The sequence below is a fragment of the Ruegeria sp. SAZD013 genome (assembly GCF_059612525.1).
Genome location: NZ_JBXWQT010000038.1, coordinates 168,734 through 184,007 on the forward strand (window position 1 = coordinate 168,734; position 15,274 = coordinate 184,007).

Sequence of the window (15,274 nt, forward strand, 5' to 3'; positions counted from 1 at the left end):
CAGGGCTATCTCTGGATTACCGCGCTTTCCCATTCGGCCAGAAACCGGCGGCGTTTTAATCTGTCCAAAAACGTCATCAACGCTGGATCCAGCCCGATCGTTTCACGTTCTTCGTCCGTGTCATAAGGCGCCAAAGGCGGGAGGGTATGGCTGCCACCTGCCCGGCTGGATTGACTGGATACAAGGTGACGGACAAAAGACGCGGCAAATTCAGGTACGGGTGTACCTTCAAGCACCATCGCCGTGCGCATCATGGTCGTCTGAAAATCCGACGGCAGAATAACCTCAAGCGTATCCTTGTGCCCGGCGCGCGCATCCGCGTAGCTGCCAAGTACATTGTAGGCGACGGCGATCTCGCCTTTGACAAGGTCGTCAATCATGTCACCCGAACAGCAGTACAGACGCACATCCAAACCGCCCATGACTTCCATCAGACGCCAGAACGTTTCTGACGCACGGGCATCCTGCGTCGCAAACAGATACCCTAGACCGGACTGTCGGATGTCATAAGTTCCCACCCGGCCCCGAAAACTGTCCGGTCGCATTCGAAGTGCTTCGATCAGTTGCTGTCGGGTCTCCGGGATAGGCGTGCCGGAAAAGGCGGCACGGTTGATCACGATGGTCGCGGGCTCAAACGTGAAGGCGAAAAGACTGCGATGCCACTGCGCCCAGGACGGCAGAGATATGTCATCGATCACGCGTCCATATCCGTCATTGGCCAGTTTCAGTTGCAGGTCCATAGCGCTGGAAATGACAATATCGAAATCTTCCGGTGCGGCACGCACGATTCGATCGATGTCGGCAGTACCCGTCACCATATACTCGACAGAAATGTCAGGGTTCTCCTTGATAAAACCGGAAATCATAGGCTCAAACAAAAACGTATCCGTGCTCGAGATGACCCGAATATGCGCCTCGTCTGCTTCGGCGTTGAATACTTGCCGATCCTCCCAGATTTGCGCCAGTGTGACAGCAGGAAACCAAAGGAAGACTAAAGCGATAATGTAACGCAAGCGCCGCCTCCCTGCCTGTTGGACAAGTCAAGCGTTCCACCATGCGCTGTTGCAACGTCCCGCGCGATGGTCAGGCCCAGACCGGACCCGATGGTGCCACTTGCGTTCTTACCCCGTTCGAAACGGCGCGTGAGAGTGTCAATTTCGTTTATGGGGAACCCCGTGCCACGATCTTTTACCCGGATTTGAACCCGTGGTTCCGAAGTGACTTCGATGCGAACAGAACTGTCGGCCGGAGCATATTTCAGTGCATTGTCAATCATGTTGCGTACGGCGTTTTGAATGAGGATGGGGTCACCTGAATACATGACCTGTGGGTCGCCACAAAGCGACAGTGACAGGTCCTTCATCTCGGCAATTGGTGTTAGGCGCTGCACAAGGTCACGGACCAAGGCGTTCAGGTCTATGTCTTCCCGCTCAAGATGATCAGCCCGGAACGTGATCATTGCGTGATCCAACAGCTGACCAGCTGCACGTGAGCTTTCGTCAATGGCGCGCACCATCGAACGCAGCGCCTCGCGGTTTTCTTCTTTTTCAACCCTTTGCAAAGTGGCATCAGCATATGACCTGACAGTGGCAAGCGGGGTGCGAACGCGGTGAGCCGCTTCGGCGATAAAATCTTCTGACTGGCTCAGTGACTGATCAAGCCGACCCATCAATGAGTTCAGTGAAGCAACCAATGGGGCCATTTCGCGGGGTACCGGCTTTTTGAACGGGCTCAAGTCCTGTGGGCCACGGCGGGTGACAGAGGTTGTCAACCTGTTCAACTGCCCGATGGTCGAGGACGTCGCCCAAAAGGAAAGAGCGGCGGCAAGGGCAAAGAACCCTACGCCCAGAATCGCCGCATTGCGCGAAATCTGGTCCAGAGTCTCCGCCAACGCATCTTGCGTTTGCCCCAGCGCGACCACGAGCTCGGTTTGCTTATCCAATCCCACCAAAGTCCGGCTGGCGCTGACCTGACGAATGGTTTCACCGCGAATCTGGCTGAACCTGAAAAGCGACTTGCCGTCATGCGGTCCTATGGTCGGTGGAAAATCCTCGTATCCGGACAGAAACGACCCGTCCTGAAAGATAGAATAGAAGATTCTGTCGTCCGCAGGGGTGCTTAGCATCGCGAAGGCCGCATACGGGATATCGACCTCCAACACGCCTTCCCGCAAAGCGGCCGCATCGAGGATAGAGGCCACTGATGCGCCAAGTATGTTGTCTTGCCCCTGTAGCGCGACCTGCGCAGCATAGTTTCGTACTGCGACAAACAGCAGGAACGCAAGTATGGCCGCGCCACCGATCAGTGTCAGAACCAGCCTGTTCCGCAGTGATCCTGACACATTGGGATCAGGAGGCATGATCCAACCTGTATCCCAGCCCACGCAACGTAGTGATCTTCAGGTCCGAGGGTTCCAGATGCTTGCGCAAGCGGCCGACATAAACTTCGATCGCGTTATCAGAGACATCATCATCATAAGAAAACAGCCGGTCGGTTAGTTTTTGTTTCGAAAAAACCTGACCAGGTGCGCTAATGAACAATTCCAGCAGGCGCAGTTCACGGTTACGCAGCGACACGGTCTCGTCACCCACCGTCAGATGGCCTGCAAGAGGGTCGAATACGATGCCGCCGACTTCAATCGTTGTCTTCGTATTCCCAGATTTGCGGCGCAGAACAGCGCGGCAGCGCGCTTCAAGTTCGGCATGATCAAACGGTTTGGTGACATAGTCGTCAGCGCCCAGATCAAGCGAGCCGATTCGATCAGAAACCTGACTGCGGGCCGTCAAAACGATTACTGGCGTGTCCAAATGGCTCGCGCGATGACGCTTGAGGAAATCGCGACCGTCCCCATCCGGCAGCATGATATCCAGCAGGATCAGATCGTATTCCTGAGTTTCAACAAAGGCAGTTGCATCGCCTAATGTGGACGCGTTATCAACCACATGCCCGTCCAACCTCATGCGGGAACTGATCGCGTTTGCGAGGTCTAGATTGTCTTCGACAAGCAGAAATTTCATCGGGCTTTAATACTATTCTCGCGCGTGACAGGTTGATGTCAGGTTGGTGTGTTTTTGTTCTTCCCAATCTGAGCCGCCATGCGGCCCGTTGTCAAATGGGAGGACATCATGACAACTTTCGAACTGGGCCGTCGCGCCCTGATCGCAGCTGTTGCTGCTGTAGGTCTTGCAGGACCCGTTCTGGCTGAAGACCAGCTGGTGGACAGCATCCACTTTCTGATCCCCGGCGGCGCCGGTGGTGGTTGGGACGGTACCGCTCGCGGCACCGGCGAAGCGCTTACCAACGCCGGTCTTGTGGGCACCGCGTCTTATGAAAACATGTCAGGCGGTGGTGGCGGCAAAGCCATCGGCTATCTGATTGAAAACGCCGACAGCAACCACGGGACGTTGATGGTAAACTCCACGCCTATCGTGATCCGTTCGTTGACTGGCGTGTTTCCACACAACTTCCGCGACCTGACGTTGGTGTCGGGCACGATTGGAGATTACGCAGCAATTGTTGTCGGCAAAGACAGCCCTATCAACTCTATGAGTGATCTACTTGCTGCCTTCGACGCCGACCCGGGCAACACGGCCATTGGCGGTGGCTCAGTTCCTGGTGGCATGGACCACCTGGTCGCAGCAATGGTGATGGAAGCCGCTGGGAAGGATGCGCTTGGCGTGAAATACATCCCATATGATGCAGGTGGCAAAGCCATGGCTGCCCTTCTGTCCGGTGAGATCGCAGCCCTGTCTACGGGTTTTTCGGAGGCCGTCGATTTGGCCAACGCAGGTGAAGTCAAGATCATTGGCGTTACATCGGCAGATCGTGTTGACGCCGCCCCAGACGCGATGACCATGAAAGAACAGGGCATAGACACCACCTTTGTGAACTGGCGTGGCTTCTTCGCGGCCCCGGGCCTGCCCGAGGACAAGCTTGCAGCCTATCAGGCCGCGATTGCAAAGATGTACGACACCCCGGAATGGGAAGAGGTTCGTGCACGCAACGGTTGGGTGAACATCCACAACTCGGGCGATGATTTCCGGTCATTTCTTGAGCAGCAGGAACAACAGATCGGTGATCTGATGAAAAAGCTGGGCTTCCTCTGAATCCAACTTGGGCAGAGCGGTAACCCGCTCTGCCATCTCTGACGACCAAAAAAGGAGGGGGTCCCATGGCGCTGGATCGCTGGATCGCGCTCATTCTTCTGGGTGTTTGTATAACATATGGCTACGCCGCTTGGTTCACGATGGACAGTAGTCTGCCTCCTTTCATGCAAAGAAATCCCATCTGGCCAAGCACTTTTCCCAAAGTGCTGTCGATTCTGGGCATCATCACGGCCACGATCATTCTGCTGGGCTTTGAAAAGGCTGAACCCAGCGAACCTGAAATCGATTATCGGCGGTTGGGCGATTACCATCTTGGTCAGGCGATCATGCTGCTGGTTCTGATGGTCGTCTACGCATTGTGCCTGCGCCCTGTTGGGTTTCTGATCTCAACCTCGGCCTTCCTAATCTTAGGATCATTTATATTGGGCGAACGCAAATGGCATCTCATGTTTCTCGTCGCCCTGATTGCCACCGGTACAGTCTGGTATCTGGTTCAGGAAGTCCTTGGCATTTACATGCGCCCCTTGCCCGGCATTTTCGGAGGCTGACATGCTTGAAGGACTTCTGATTGGCCTGCAAACGGCATTCTCACTGCAAAACCTGCTGATGGTCGTCGCAGGCTGTCTGATCGGCACATTCATCGGAATGCTTCCGGGTCTGGGCCCGATGTCGATCATCGCCATCATGATCCCGGTGGCAATTTCCATGGGTGACCCGTCGGCCGCGCTGATCCTGCTGGCCGGCGTGTATTATGGCGCCATTTTTGGTGGCTCGACCTCTTCTATTCTGCTGAATGCCCCGGGGGTCGCGGGTACCGTCGCGTCCAGCTTTGACGGCTACCCGATGGCCCGTCAGGGCAAAGCGGGCAAAGCCTTGACCATTGCCGCAATTGCGAGCTTTGCAGGTGGCACGTTCGGTGCGTTGCTGTTGATGGTCTTCGCTCCTGCCCTGTCCTCTGTTGCGTTGCTTTTCCACTCGGCCGAGTATTTCGCGCTGATGGTTGTCGGCTTGTCCGCCATTGCCGCTTTCGCGGGAACAGGTCAGGTTGCCAAGGCTATCATAATGACAATCCTTGGATTGATTATGGCAACCGTCGGCGAAGGCGCGCTGTTCAACATGCCCCGCTTCACAATGGGCATCATGGATTTGCAGTCGGGTTTTGGCTTTATCACACTTGCAATGGCCATGTTCGCCTTACCCGAAGCTCTGTTTCTTGTTCTCAAACCCAAGGACCTTAAGGGCGAAGAAGGCGAAATCAAGGACCTGCGCATAAGCAGGGAGGAAGCCAAAGCCATTGCTCCGGTGATTGGCCGCCAGTCTATCCAAGGGTTTTTCATCGGCGTTCTGCCGGGTGCCGGTGCAACGATTGCCAGTTTTCTGGGCTATGCGGTCGAGCGTAACATCGCCCCAAAAGCCGAGCAGGACGAATTCGGCAAAGGGTCAATCAAAGGGCTGGCCGCGCCTGAAACAGCAAACAACGCCGCCTGTACCGGCTCGTTCGTACCGCTGCTGACCCTGGGCATTCCCGGATCGGGTACGACGGCGATCCTGCTTGGCGCATTGATTGCGCTGAACGTGACGCCGGGCCCACGCCTTATGCTGGACGAGCCGCAGATCTTTTGGGCGGTCATCATGTCCATGTTCATTGGCAATCTGGTGCTTCTGATCCTGAATCTGCCGCTGATCCCCTACATTGCCAAAGTTCTCTCGGTGCCGCGCAACTATCTGATCCCCTTTATTTTGTTCTTTACTCTGATGGGGGCCTATATCGGGCAGAACAATGCAACCGAACTGCTGATACTGGTAGGTTTTGGGGTATGCGCAACGGCGTTGAAATTCGCTGATTACCCATTGGCACCACTGCTGATTGGTTTCATCCTCGGCGGCATGATGGAAGACAACTTCTCACGGTCCATGCAGTTGTACGATGGCATCGCCTTTATCTGGGAACGCCCGATGACGCTGGGTCTGCTGGTTATCGCGGCGCTTCTGGTGCTCCTGCCCAGCTACCGCGCGCGCCGTGCACAGGCCCGGGCGGAAGGGGTTGCCGAAGGTGACTGACCCGCTGGCGGGAATACGGGTTCTCGATCTGACCAATGTCCTCGCGGGTCCGTATTGCTGCTACCAACTGGCATTGATGGGTGCCGACGTGATCAAGGTCGAACGCCCCGATGGTGGCGACCTTGCTCGCGTTCTGGGAGCCGATCCTGCCAGAAACAAGGCGGGGATGGGGATCAGTTTTCTGGCGCAGAATGCCGGGAAAAAATCTGTCACGCTGGACATGAAATCGGAAAAGGGCAAGGCGCTGCTGAAACGCCTTGTCCAGTCAGCCGATGTTCTGGTGGAAAACTTCCGGCCCGGAGTAATGGATCGTCTTGGTCTTGGTTACGAAGTTCTGCGCAACGTCAATTCCAACCTGATCTATTGCGCCATCAGCGGGTTCGGGCAGGATGGCCCCCGGCGCGGCGATCCGGCTTATGACCAGATTGTGCAGGGTATCAGCGGCGTGATGTCAATCACCGGCGCCCCCGACACGGCACCTTATCGCGTCGGCTATCCGTTGGCAGACACGGTCGGGGGGATGACGGCTGCCTTTGCAGTCGCGGCGGCATTGAACGCCAACCCGCGCGGCGCGTATCTGGATGTTGCGATGTCCGAAGCCGTAATTTCGACGATGGGCTGGGTTGTTTCAAATTATCTTGTGGGCGGCGTAACACCCGGAGCACACGGGAATGAGAACACAACCTCGGCCCCCTCAGGGACATTTGCCACGCTGGACAGCCCGATCAACATCGCGGCCAATCGGGACGAGCAATGGCAGGCACTTGCCCGCTGTCTGGGGCGGGATGATCTTCTGGACAACGCTGATTACGCAACGCGCGAAGACCGCAAAAGAAACCGCCACGCCTTACGTACAAAACTGGAACGAACCCTGAAAACGAAGGCTGCGGCCGAATGGGTGAGTGAATTAAACGCTTTGGGTGTTCCAGCTGGGCAAGTTCTGACCGTACCAGAGGCCCTTGCAGACCCGCAACTTTACGATCGCGGTCTGATTGGCTCTTTACAGGTTCACGGCGAACAGATGCAGCTTGCAGGTAGTCCCGTCGTAATGGATGGCACCCGGCGAATGCCGCAAATCGCGCCACCAAAACTTGGGGCCGACAACAAGGCAGTGTGGTCTGAAATCGGATTGACCGACGCGGAAATCGACGCGCTGCGCAGAGAGGGGATCATATGAACGATGTGTCAGATTGGTGGGCAACATCCATCATCGATATGGAACCTGGCCGGATCGACCTGCGCGGAGAGCCGATTCAAAACCTGATCGGACGCCTGGGTTTCGCGGAGATGATCTGGTTCATGGTACGCGGCGACCACCCATCAAAAGCGCAGGCCCAATTGTTCGAAGCCGCGCTGGTCGCGGCAGTCGACCACGGTCCGCAGGCCCCATCGATTGCGACCGCGCGCATGGCGGTGACCTGTGGCCTGCCTCTCAACAACGCGATGGCGAGCGCCGTGAACATGTTGGGCGACATTCATGGAGGGGCTGGCGAGCAAACCGTGGAACTCTACCACTTTGTGGGCCTTTACCCTGGCACTTTGGAGCAGGCAATCAATGCGAGGATCGAAAGCCACGGAAAGATACTTCCGGGTTTTGGTCACAGGTTTCACACACCCACAGACCCTCGTGCGCCGCGCCTGATGGAACTGGTCGCCGAAGCGGTGAAAACCGGTGCTTGCGATGGGCAGGTCATGCGCATTGCGCAGCAGATCGAGGCAGAGCTTGCGCGGCGTAAGGGTAAACCCGTCCCGATGAACATCGATGGCGCAACCGCAGTTATTTATGCCGAGCTTGGGTTTACGCCACCATTGGCGCGCGGCCTTTTCTGCCTGTCCCGATCAGTGGGTATTCTGGCACATGCCTGGGAGCAGATGCAGCAAGGTGGTCGCAACAAAGGGCCGACCCCACCCTCGTATCGCTGGACGTACCAGCCGGGCTAAGCACTTTTCCGATGGGATCGATTTGTCAACAGATCTGCGGCAGCACGGGCAATAACCAGCTCTTCGTTTGTCGGAATAACCATGGCCACCACACGGGACAGATTTGTCGAGATTATCCGATCATTGTCCGCGTTGGCATCGGGATCCAGTTCAATCCCCAGCCACCCCATTCCGGAACATACCCTGTCGCGTACAAGACGCGAGTTTTCTCCGATACCACCAGTGAAGATCAGGGCATCAATACCGCCCAATATTGCGGCCATTGCCCCAAGTTCGCGGCGGATGCGGAAAGTGAAATAGCTGATGGCCTGTCGGCTTTCACGGGTATCTGCTTTTTCAAGAGTGCGCATGTCGCTTGAAAGTCCGGACAGACCCAGCAAACCTGATTTGCGAAACAGAAGGTCGGAAATCTCTGAGGCGCTCAACCCTTCCTGATCCATCAGATACAACAAAACACCTGGATCGAGCTGACCGCAACGTGATCCCATCGGCAGCCCGTCCAACGACGAAAACCCCATGGTCGAACCGACGGATCGCCCCCCGATCATGGCACACATCGACGCACCGTTACCCAAATGCGCGACCACAACCCGCCCCGCGTGCAAAAGTGGCGCGGTTTTGGCCAAATGGTCCGAGATGTACTCATAACTAAGCCCGTGAAAACCATAGCGGCGGACGCCTTTGTCGTAATACTCGCGCGGCAGGGCGAATACGTCGTTCTCCCAGGGGTGATTGCGATGAAAGGCCGTGTCAAAACAGGCAATCTGGGCGGCATTTGGAAAGCGTTCCATAGCTGCCTTGACGCCAGCCAGGTTGTGCGGCTGGTGCAGAGGTGCATACGGAGAGAGCTTGTCCAACTCCTCCAAAGCAGCGGCGGTCAACGGCAATGGCGTATCGATCTCAGGTCCGCCGTGAACAATACGATGCCCAACCGCGGTGACCTCGCAACTGGGGAAGGCACGTGACAACAGGTTCAGTACCCAGTCCAGGGCGGCGGCATGATCGTGAATATCTCCTGCCGTGCCATTCGCCAGAACTCCGCCGCCAGATGACCGCGCCTTGACGGTTGGCTCAGGCTCGCCGATCCGTTCGACCACACCGGTGCACACCATGATTGGATCGTCTTCTGTCAGTTCGAACAGGCCGAACTTCATCGAAGACGATCCGGCATTCAGTGTCACGACATGTGTCATGCATACCCTCTGGTTTACGAAAAGGTGAAGCTCAGGAAGTTTACAGATCCGCATTGGGCCAAGGTTGTGCTTCAGACGTTATACAAGAGACTACGAACCAGCCCACCGCGACAACCCCGGTCTTTTCGAACTTTCAAGAAAGAAAAGATCAATTAGCACAGCCGTTTCTGTAGCGCCAACATCACCTTCATTCCGGTCGTCCCAGTCGTAATCATGGATTGAACCACGTGCAAGATACTAAGCTGACGCCCCTCAAAACGCGGTTTCAAGAAGGCAGCGCACTTCATCACGCGTCGTTTTGCGATCACGCGCGACGATGTCCGCCGCCACTTTGTTTTCGCATGGTCAACCCAATGCGCTTTCTCGGGACATCAACATCGACAACACGTACTTTAACCACCTGCCCGGTCTTAACCACGTCATGCGGATCTTTGACAAACCGGTCCGCCAGCTGGCTGACATGAACAAGCCCATCCTGATGCACACCGATATCCACAAAAGCGCCAAAAGCCGCGACGTTGGTGACTGTGCCTTCCAAAACCATTCCGGGTTTCAGATCGGTGATTTCTTCGATACCGTCGGTGAATGATGCGGTGACGAAACTGGGTCTGGGGTCGCGTCCGGGCTTTTCAAGTTCGGCAAAGATGTCCCGAACCGTCGGCAGGCCGAAATCCTGAGTTACAAATTGTTCCGCCCGCAACCCCTTTAAAGCGCCATTATGGCCCATGATGTTTCGGATATCACGGCCGCAGGCGGCAACAACCCGGCGCGCAACGTCATAGGCTTCGGGGTGTACCGAAGACGCATCCAGCGGCTCGGAACCGTCCCTGATGCGCAGGAAGCCGGCGCATTGTTCGAACGCGCGCGGTCCAAGGCGGGCGACGGACAGCAAATCCTTCCGCGATAGGAAGGGCCCATTCAGATCGCGGTGGGTGACAATCGCTTCGGCTTGCGCTGGCCCCAGACCTGATACGCGTGACAGCAAAGGGGCGGACGCTGTGTTCAGATCGACCCCGACAGCATTCACCACATCCTCGATCGCGGAATCCAGCGACTGTGACAGGCGATGCTGATCCACATCATGCTGATACTGGCCGACACCAATGGATTTCGGTTCGATTTTTACAAGCTCGGCCAAAGGGTCCTGCAATCGGCGCGCAATCGAGACCGCACCACGTAGCGAGACATCCAGATCCGGAAACTCGCGCGCAGCCAGTTCAGAGGCGGAATAGACCGAAGCCCCAGCTTCTGACACCACCACTTTTGTTGGTGCTTTCACCGTCTTGGGTAGTAGCGCAAGAGTGTCTGCAACCAATTTTTCGGTTTCACGGCTGGCAGTCCCGTTCCCGATTGCGATCAGTTCGATCTGATGAGCAGATATCAGATTGAGGATACTGGCCTGTGCGCCACGCAAATCATTCTTCGGCTGAAATGGGTACAAGGTGTCAGTGGCAACGACCTTGCCGGTCGCATCAACGACAGCAGCCTTTACGCCCGTACGAATGCCCGGATCCAGACCCAATGTCGCCTTGGCACCTGCCGGCGCGGCAAACAGCAGGTCCTTGAGGTTTCGCGAGAAGACCTGAATGGCTTCGTCCTGCGCCCGGCTGCGCAGATCGGCCATCAGTTCGACCATCATGGACAGCGAAAGCTTTACCCGCCATGTCCAGCCCGCGACTTTGCGCAACCATGCGTCTGCCGGCCCCGTGCCACGTGTCTGTAGATGAGCGGCAACAATCGTCTCGGCCCGCGCGGCACCAAATTCCGGTTCAGGCGCGATATCCAGCGTGACGATGCCCTCTTTGGATGCCCGCAGCATCGCCAATGCCCGATGCGACGGCACGTCTGCCCACAATTCGGCATGGTCAAAGTAGTCGCTGAACTTTGCGCCGTCCTTTTCCTTGCCTTCGATGACCTTTGCGCTGAGCAGGGCCTCGCGCTGCATGAAGCTGCGCAATTCGCCCAGCAGTGCGGCGTTTTCCGTCAGCCGCTCGGTCAAAATGTCCCGCGCGCCGTTCAATGCATCCCGGGTCGTCGTTACCGCCTCGGTGAGGTACGCCGCGGCCAATGTTTCAGGGTCGCAGTTGCGGTCCGCCAGAATAGCGTCAACCAAAGGTTCAAGCCCATTTTCGCGCGCAATCATAGCCTTGGTGCGCCGTTTTGGCTTGTATGGCAGATAAATGTCTTCCAACTGCGCTTTGGTTTCGGCACGCGCTATGGATTGGCTCAGATCTTCTGTCAGTTTGCCCTGATCCTTGATCGAGTTCAGGATGGTCTCACGCCGCGCTTCAAGCTCGCGCAGATAGGTCAGCCGCTCGGACAGCAGACGCAACTGGGTGTCGTCCAATCCTCCGGTTGCTTCTTTTCGATACCGGGCGACAAAAGGCACGGTTGCTCCGTCGTCCAGTAGCTTGATCGCGGCACCGACCTGCTCGGATCGTGCATTAATCTCGGTGGCGATGGTGCGGGCGATACGGTCCAATGGGGCCTCCTGAAACGACGCTGGAAGAACTTCTTAACCAGCTGTTTCGGCAAGGGGAAGACCCTTGGTTCAATCTGAACCGGTCACAGATTGACGCCGCTCAGTTGCGGCGTGCAATCGACGATTCCAGCGTTGAGCGCAGTAGTTGCGCATCTAGCGGTTTGTAGAGCAAAGGCAGATTGGCGCGCTTGCAACGCTCGGCCAGTTCAGGTGATCGGTTGGCCGAGATAATGCAGCCGGGCAGAGGGCCAAACTCGTGCGTCAGGGCATGTATCGCGTCAACACCGGTTCTATCGTGATTTAACTGAAAATCGGCAACTATTGCGTCAGGCAGAATGTCAATTTCACGAAGTAGATTGATTGCTTCGTCTTCGCTTTCGCTCTCCAGAACCTCAACCCCCCAGGATTCGATGGTCATGGTCAGTGCACTACGGAGGTTTTCATCATTCTCAATCAACAATACGACCGTGTTACCAAGGACCTTGGAGCCCGGATCGCGGGCCGCAGGGGCGCTGCTGCAAATGGTCTGCTCTTCCTGCGCCAACGGCACTTCGACCGAGAATCCAGTTCCTTTGCCTACTTCGGAATACAGCTGGATTGGATGTTGCAACAGCCCACAGGCGCGCTCCACGATTGCAAGGCCCAATCCCATACCCTCTGCGGCGCTGGCATCAGAATGCAGGCGCTGAAATTCCTGAAAGACGAGGTCTCTTTGGTCTGACGCGATACCGATACCTGTATCCCAGACCTGCAAGGCAATTGCGCCTTTGCGACGCCGCACACCGACCAGAACCTTTCCGACCTCGGTATACCTGATCGCGTTCGAAAGCAGGTTCTGCAAAATCCGACGCAAATAGCTGGCGTCGCTGGTCACGCGCGCGTTCGTGTCAACAAAAGACAGCTCAAGCCCTTTTGCCTGCGCCACCGGGCGAAACGCATCTTCCATCTGCGAAAACAGCGTACTCACTGTTATGGTCGACAAATGCGCGGTGGCCCGCCCTGAATCAAGTTTCGAGATATCCAGCAGCGCTTCCAGAATGTGTTCAACACTGTTCAGCGCACTTTCAGCCTTTCCTGCAACGGTTCTTGCGTCGTCTTTGTCCAGACCGCTGCCCAGCGATGCAACATAAAGCTTTGCCGCTGACAGAGGTTGCAACAGGTCGTGACTGGCCGCTGCCACAAATCGCGACTTGGATGCGTTTGCACGCTCGGCCTCGTTCAAAGCGTCAGCCAGTTCCATCGTGCGCGATGTTACGCGCTGTTCCAGCAATTCTTTGGCCTCATATAAGGCCTGGGCGGATTTTCGTTCTGCGGTTACATCGGTGAAGGATATCACAAAACCGCGGTCGGGCATTTCCTGCGCAAAAACAGAAAGTATCTTCGACCTTCCACGGTGCATCTGAAATTGCAGAGGACGGCGATAGGTTTGCCGCGTCACCCAGTTCAGAAGATCGGCTTCCGTTACCCCCTTCTGGAACCTGATGTTCGCGCCAAGGCGATTGGACAGCGATTCAAACCGGGTTCCCGTCTGAAACTGTGCGATTGGAATGGCCAGCAACTCGCTAGCGCGGTTGTTCCACCCGATCAGACGGTGTTTGTTGTCAAAAATGCAAACGCCCTGTTCAATATGTTCAAGCGTTGCGCGGATCAGCCTGGCCTTGTCATCCAGTATCCGGTCACGCTCCCGCCGTTCGATCCGCATGATATCGGTCACATCGGTTTGCAGAATAACAGTGCCGCCATCCGGCGTGCGGTGTTCGGACACTTGTGACCACCGATTGCCAACAAGCCGGACGTTGAACACCACATGATCGTCCGTGTGCCGATCCAGGCGGCTTTTGGCCCAGTCTGTCGGTGTCATTGTTTCAGGCAGGGACAGAAACCCTGATCGGCTGACCAGTTCGACATATTCGGCAAAGCTCAATCCCGGGCTCAGCCGCTCCTGAATGTCGGGCATATGCAGACCAAAACGGCTGTTACACAGCACCAGTTTTTCGTCGCGATTGAAAAGGGCAAACCCCTCTTGCACCGTTTCGATTGCATTGGCCAGATCCGCGCGTGCGGCTTCGGTGTCCTTGTTCGCCTGTGCCAATCTGGCATTGGAATCGTTCAGCAATTCAAGGGCACGTTCCAGATCATTCGTCCGGGCGCGGACCTCTTGTTCAAGCACGGCCGCACGCTGAAACTGCGCATAAGCTGCGCCTGACGCATCGGTGGATTCTTCTACCCGACGCATCAGCGCTTCGGCGATCTTGCGAAGTTTCTCGTTCTGGCGGTCAACCGAGTCCGACGGGTCAGTAAGATGCTCGATCATGCGTTACTCTTTCTCGGGCGGATAAATCGCAACACCCGTCAGAGTTTGGTTCACATGGATAGAGTTGTACTGCTCTCCGTAAGTTGAAAATCCGACAACGTGATTGCGGGCCAGAATGTCCGAGATTTCGCGTGTCTTTTGCTTTTCCTGCGCTTCCAGTCGGCGGAGAATGCAATCACAGCCCAGAATTGTGTCGGGTTGCCGTTTCTCGGTCAGAAGGCCGATTTCTTCCTCAAGGTGCTCTACCATGTCCCTTGGTTCGGCCAGCGTCAGCACAAGCCCTTCATCAATGGCCGAGAAAAAGACAAGGTCCCCGTTGCCCGCCACCTGCTGAATGGCGCGGACGTGATGCTGCCCACCAATCTGCACAACAACGGGGTGCGCCGCAAAGGTGAATGTCGTCAGTTGTTCCGGATCCTTGCCAAGGATACGGGCGTACTCGCGGGCGGCGGGCTCGGCATTGATCTCCTGAACGATGCGTTTTGCCGGATCCGCCTTGGTTACGACCATACGCCGGGTCGTTGGAACCAGATGATCCGTTTTGAACACCTTGATCGGGCACCGCGTACGAACCTGAGTCAGTATGGCAGCATTGCTCAGTGCCTTGCCCTGATGCAGCACATAGGTACGCCCGAACCGGGTTCCATCACCGGCCGATCCGCCAAACAATGGCACCGGCCCCAAGCCGACGGCCAACTCGGAGGTCAACGCATCCTCTTTGGTCGACAATCCGTCGATCATCAGGAACGTAAACTCATGGCTCCAGTCGGGCGCCGTGACCATCATGGCATTTCGGTTGTGGATCATCTCGTTGATGATGCTTTCCGCCTCAAAATCGTTCAGATCGGAAACTAGGACCGTACGCGTGTCGAAATGGGATTGCGGGAGGCCGATTGCGACGATCTGGTCTTCGCAATAACCGCTATCCGCAAGTTCTCCGGCGGTGGTGCAGCCAACCACCGGCGTAGGCGCAAACACCTGCTCGGCTTTGGCAATGACCGCAGCGGCGTCCGCGTTCGGACTGACGAACAATATCACCAGCGCAAGTGGCTCAGCCCCGATTTGACGTTCGAGCACCCCAAGCGCCTGCCCGGTGTCGTAACGCACGAAAGCCGTTTTGACGATGCCTGTTGCACCGGTCCGGGCTGTCGCCCACCCGACTGCTTGGTCCATCGAG

The 15,274-nt window shown here is 56.5% G+C and carries 12 protein-coding genes; 5 read left to right on the forward strand and 7 right to left on the reverse strand.

Annotated features, from left to right (window positions below; all coding sequences use genetic code 11):
• Positions 1-5: 5 nt before the first annotated feature.
• Genes AC2FLU_RS19320 through AC2FLU_RS19330 form a run of 3 tightly spaced genes read right to left on the reverse strand, consistent with a single transcriptional unit; the run spans position 6 to position 3,017 of the window.
• Positions 6-1,013 carry an ABC transporter substrate-binding protein gene (locus AC2FLU_RS19320; RefSeq protein ID WP_480606797.1) on the reverse strand — a complete coding sequence of 336 codons (1,008 nt, stop codon included), beginning with the start codon at positions 1,011-1,013 and terminating at the stop codon, positions 6-8.
• On the reverse strand, positions 992-2,359 hold the full coding sequence (locus AC2FLU_RS19325) for a sensor histidine kinase (RefSeq protein ID WP_480477302.1): 1,368 nt from the start codon (positions 2,357-2,359) through the stop codon (positions 992-994). The genes AC2FLU_RS19320 and AC2FLU_RS19325 overlap by 22 nt, the downstream gene beginning before the upstream one ends.
• Positions 2,349-3,017 (reverse strand): response regulator transcription factor, encoded by a 669-nt coding sequence (locus AC2FLU_RS19330; protein ID WP_267366073.1) that lies wholly within the window; start codon positions 3,015-3,017, stop codon positions 2,349-2,351. Before AC2FLU_RS19330 ends, AC2FLU_RS19325 begins: the two co-directional genes overlap by 11 nt.
• A gap of 108 nt (positions 3,018-3,125) precedes the next feature.
• On the opposite strand from AC2FLU_RS19330, the gene AC2FLU_RS19335 reads away from it, so the two are divergent.
• The 5 genes from AC2FLU_RS19335 to AC2FLU_RS19355 all read left to right on the forward strand — a co-directional run bounded on the left by AC2FLU_RS19335 (position 3,126) and on the right by AC2FLU_RS19355 (position 8,108).
• The gene (locus AC2FLU_RS19335; protein WP_480625505.1) at positions 3,126-4,106 is read left to right on the forward strand and encodes a tripartite tricarboxylate transporter substrate binding protein; all 981 of its coding nucleotides are present in this window, start codon (positions 3,126-3,128) and stop codon (positions 4,104-4,106) included.
• 65 nt (positions 4,107-4,171) lie between these two features.
• Complete coding sequence (locus AC2FLU_RS19340) at positions 4,172-4,654, forward strand: tripartite tricarboxylate transporter TctB family protein (protein ID WP_496809425.1); 483 nt, start codon at positions 4,172-4,174, stop codon at positions 4,652-4,654.
• Position 4,655: 1 nt separating this feature from the next.
• Entirely contained in the window at positions 4,656-6,167 is a 1,512-nt protein-coding gene (locus tag AC2FLU_RS19345; protein ID WP_480477308.1) for a tripartite tricarboxylate transporter permease, read from the forward strand.
• On the forward strand, positions 6,160-7,344 hold the full coding sequence (locus tag AC2FLU_RS19350) for a CaiB/BaiF CoA transferase family protein (RefSeq protein ID WP_480520536.1): 1,185 nt from the start codon (positions 6,160-6,162) through the stop codon (positions 7,342-7,344). Before AC2FLU_RS19345 ends, AC2FLU_RS19350 begins: the two co-directional genes overlap by 8 nt.
• Entirely contained in the window at positions 7,341-8,108 is a 768-nt protein-coding gene (locus AC2FLU_RS19355) for a citryl-CoA lyase (protein WP_496809426.1), read from the forward strand. The genes AC2FLU_RS19350 and AC2FLU_RS19355 overlap by 4 nt, the downstream gene beginning before the upstream one ends.
• Here the strand turns inward: AC2FLU_RS19355 and AC2FLU_RS19360 are convergent.
• The 4 genes from AC2FLU_RS19360 to AC2FLU_RS19375 form a co-directional block, all read right to left on the reverse strand.
• Positions 8,105-9,301 carry an acetate/propionate family kinase gene (locus AC2FLU_RS19360; protein ID WP_480520532.1) on the reverse strand — a complete coding sequence of 399 codons (1,197 nt, stop codon included), beginning with the start codon at positions 9,299-9,301 and terminating at the stop codon, positions 8,105-8,107. The genes AC2FLU_RS19355 and AC2FLU_RS19360 overlap by 4 nt on opposite strands.
• Before the next feature lie 304 nt (positions 9,302-9,605).
• Entirely contained in the window at positions 9,606-11,783 is a 2,178-nt protein-coding gene (locus tag AC2FLU_RS19365; protein WP_496809427.1) for a Tex family protein, read from the reverse strand.
• Between the two features lie 100 nt (positions 11,784-11,883).
• The gene (locus AC2FLU_RS19370) at positions 11,884-14,097 is read right to left on the reverse strand and encodes a hybrid sensor histidine kinase/response regulator (RefSeq protein ID WP_496809428.1); all 2,214 of its coding nucleotides are present in this window, start codon (positions 14,095-14,097) and stop codon (positions 11,884-11,886) included.
• 3 nt (positions 14,098-14,100) lie between these two features.
• Positions 14,101-15,270: an FIST N-terminal domain-containing protein gene (locus tag AC2FLU_RS19375; protein WP_480520526.1), complete on the reverse strand. Its 1,170-nt coding sequence runs from the start codon at positions 15,268-15,270 to the stop codon at positions 14,101-14,103.
• Between the last annotated feature and the right edge of the window lie 4 nt (positions 15,271-15,274).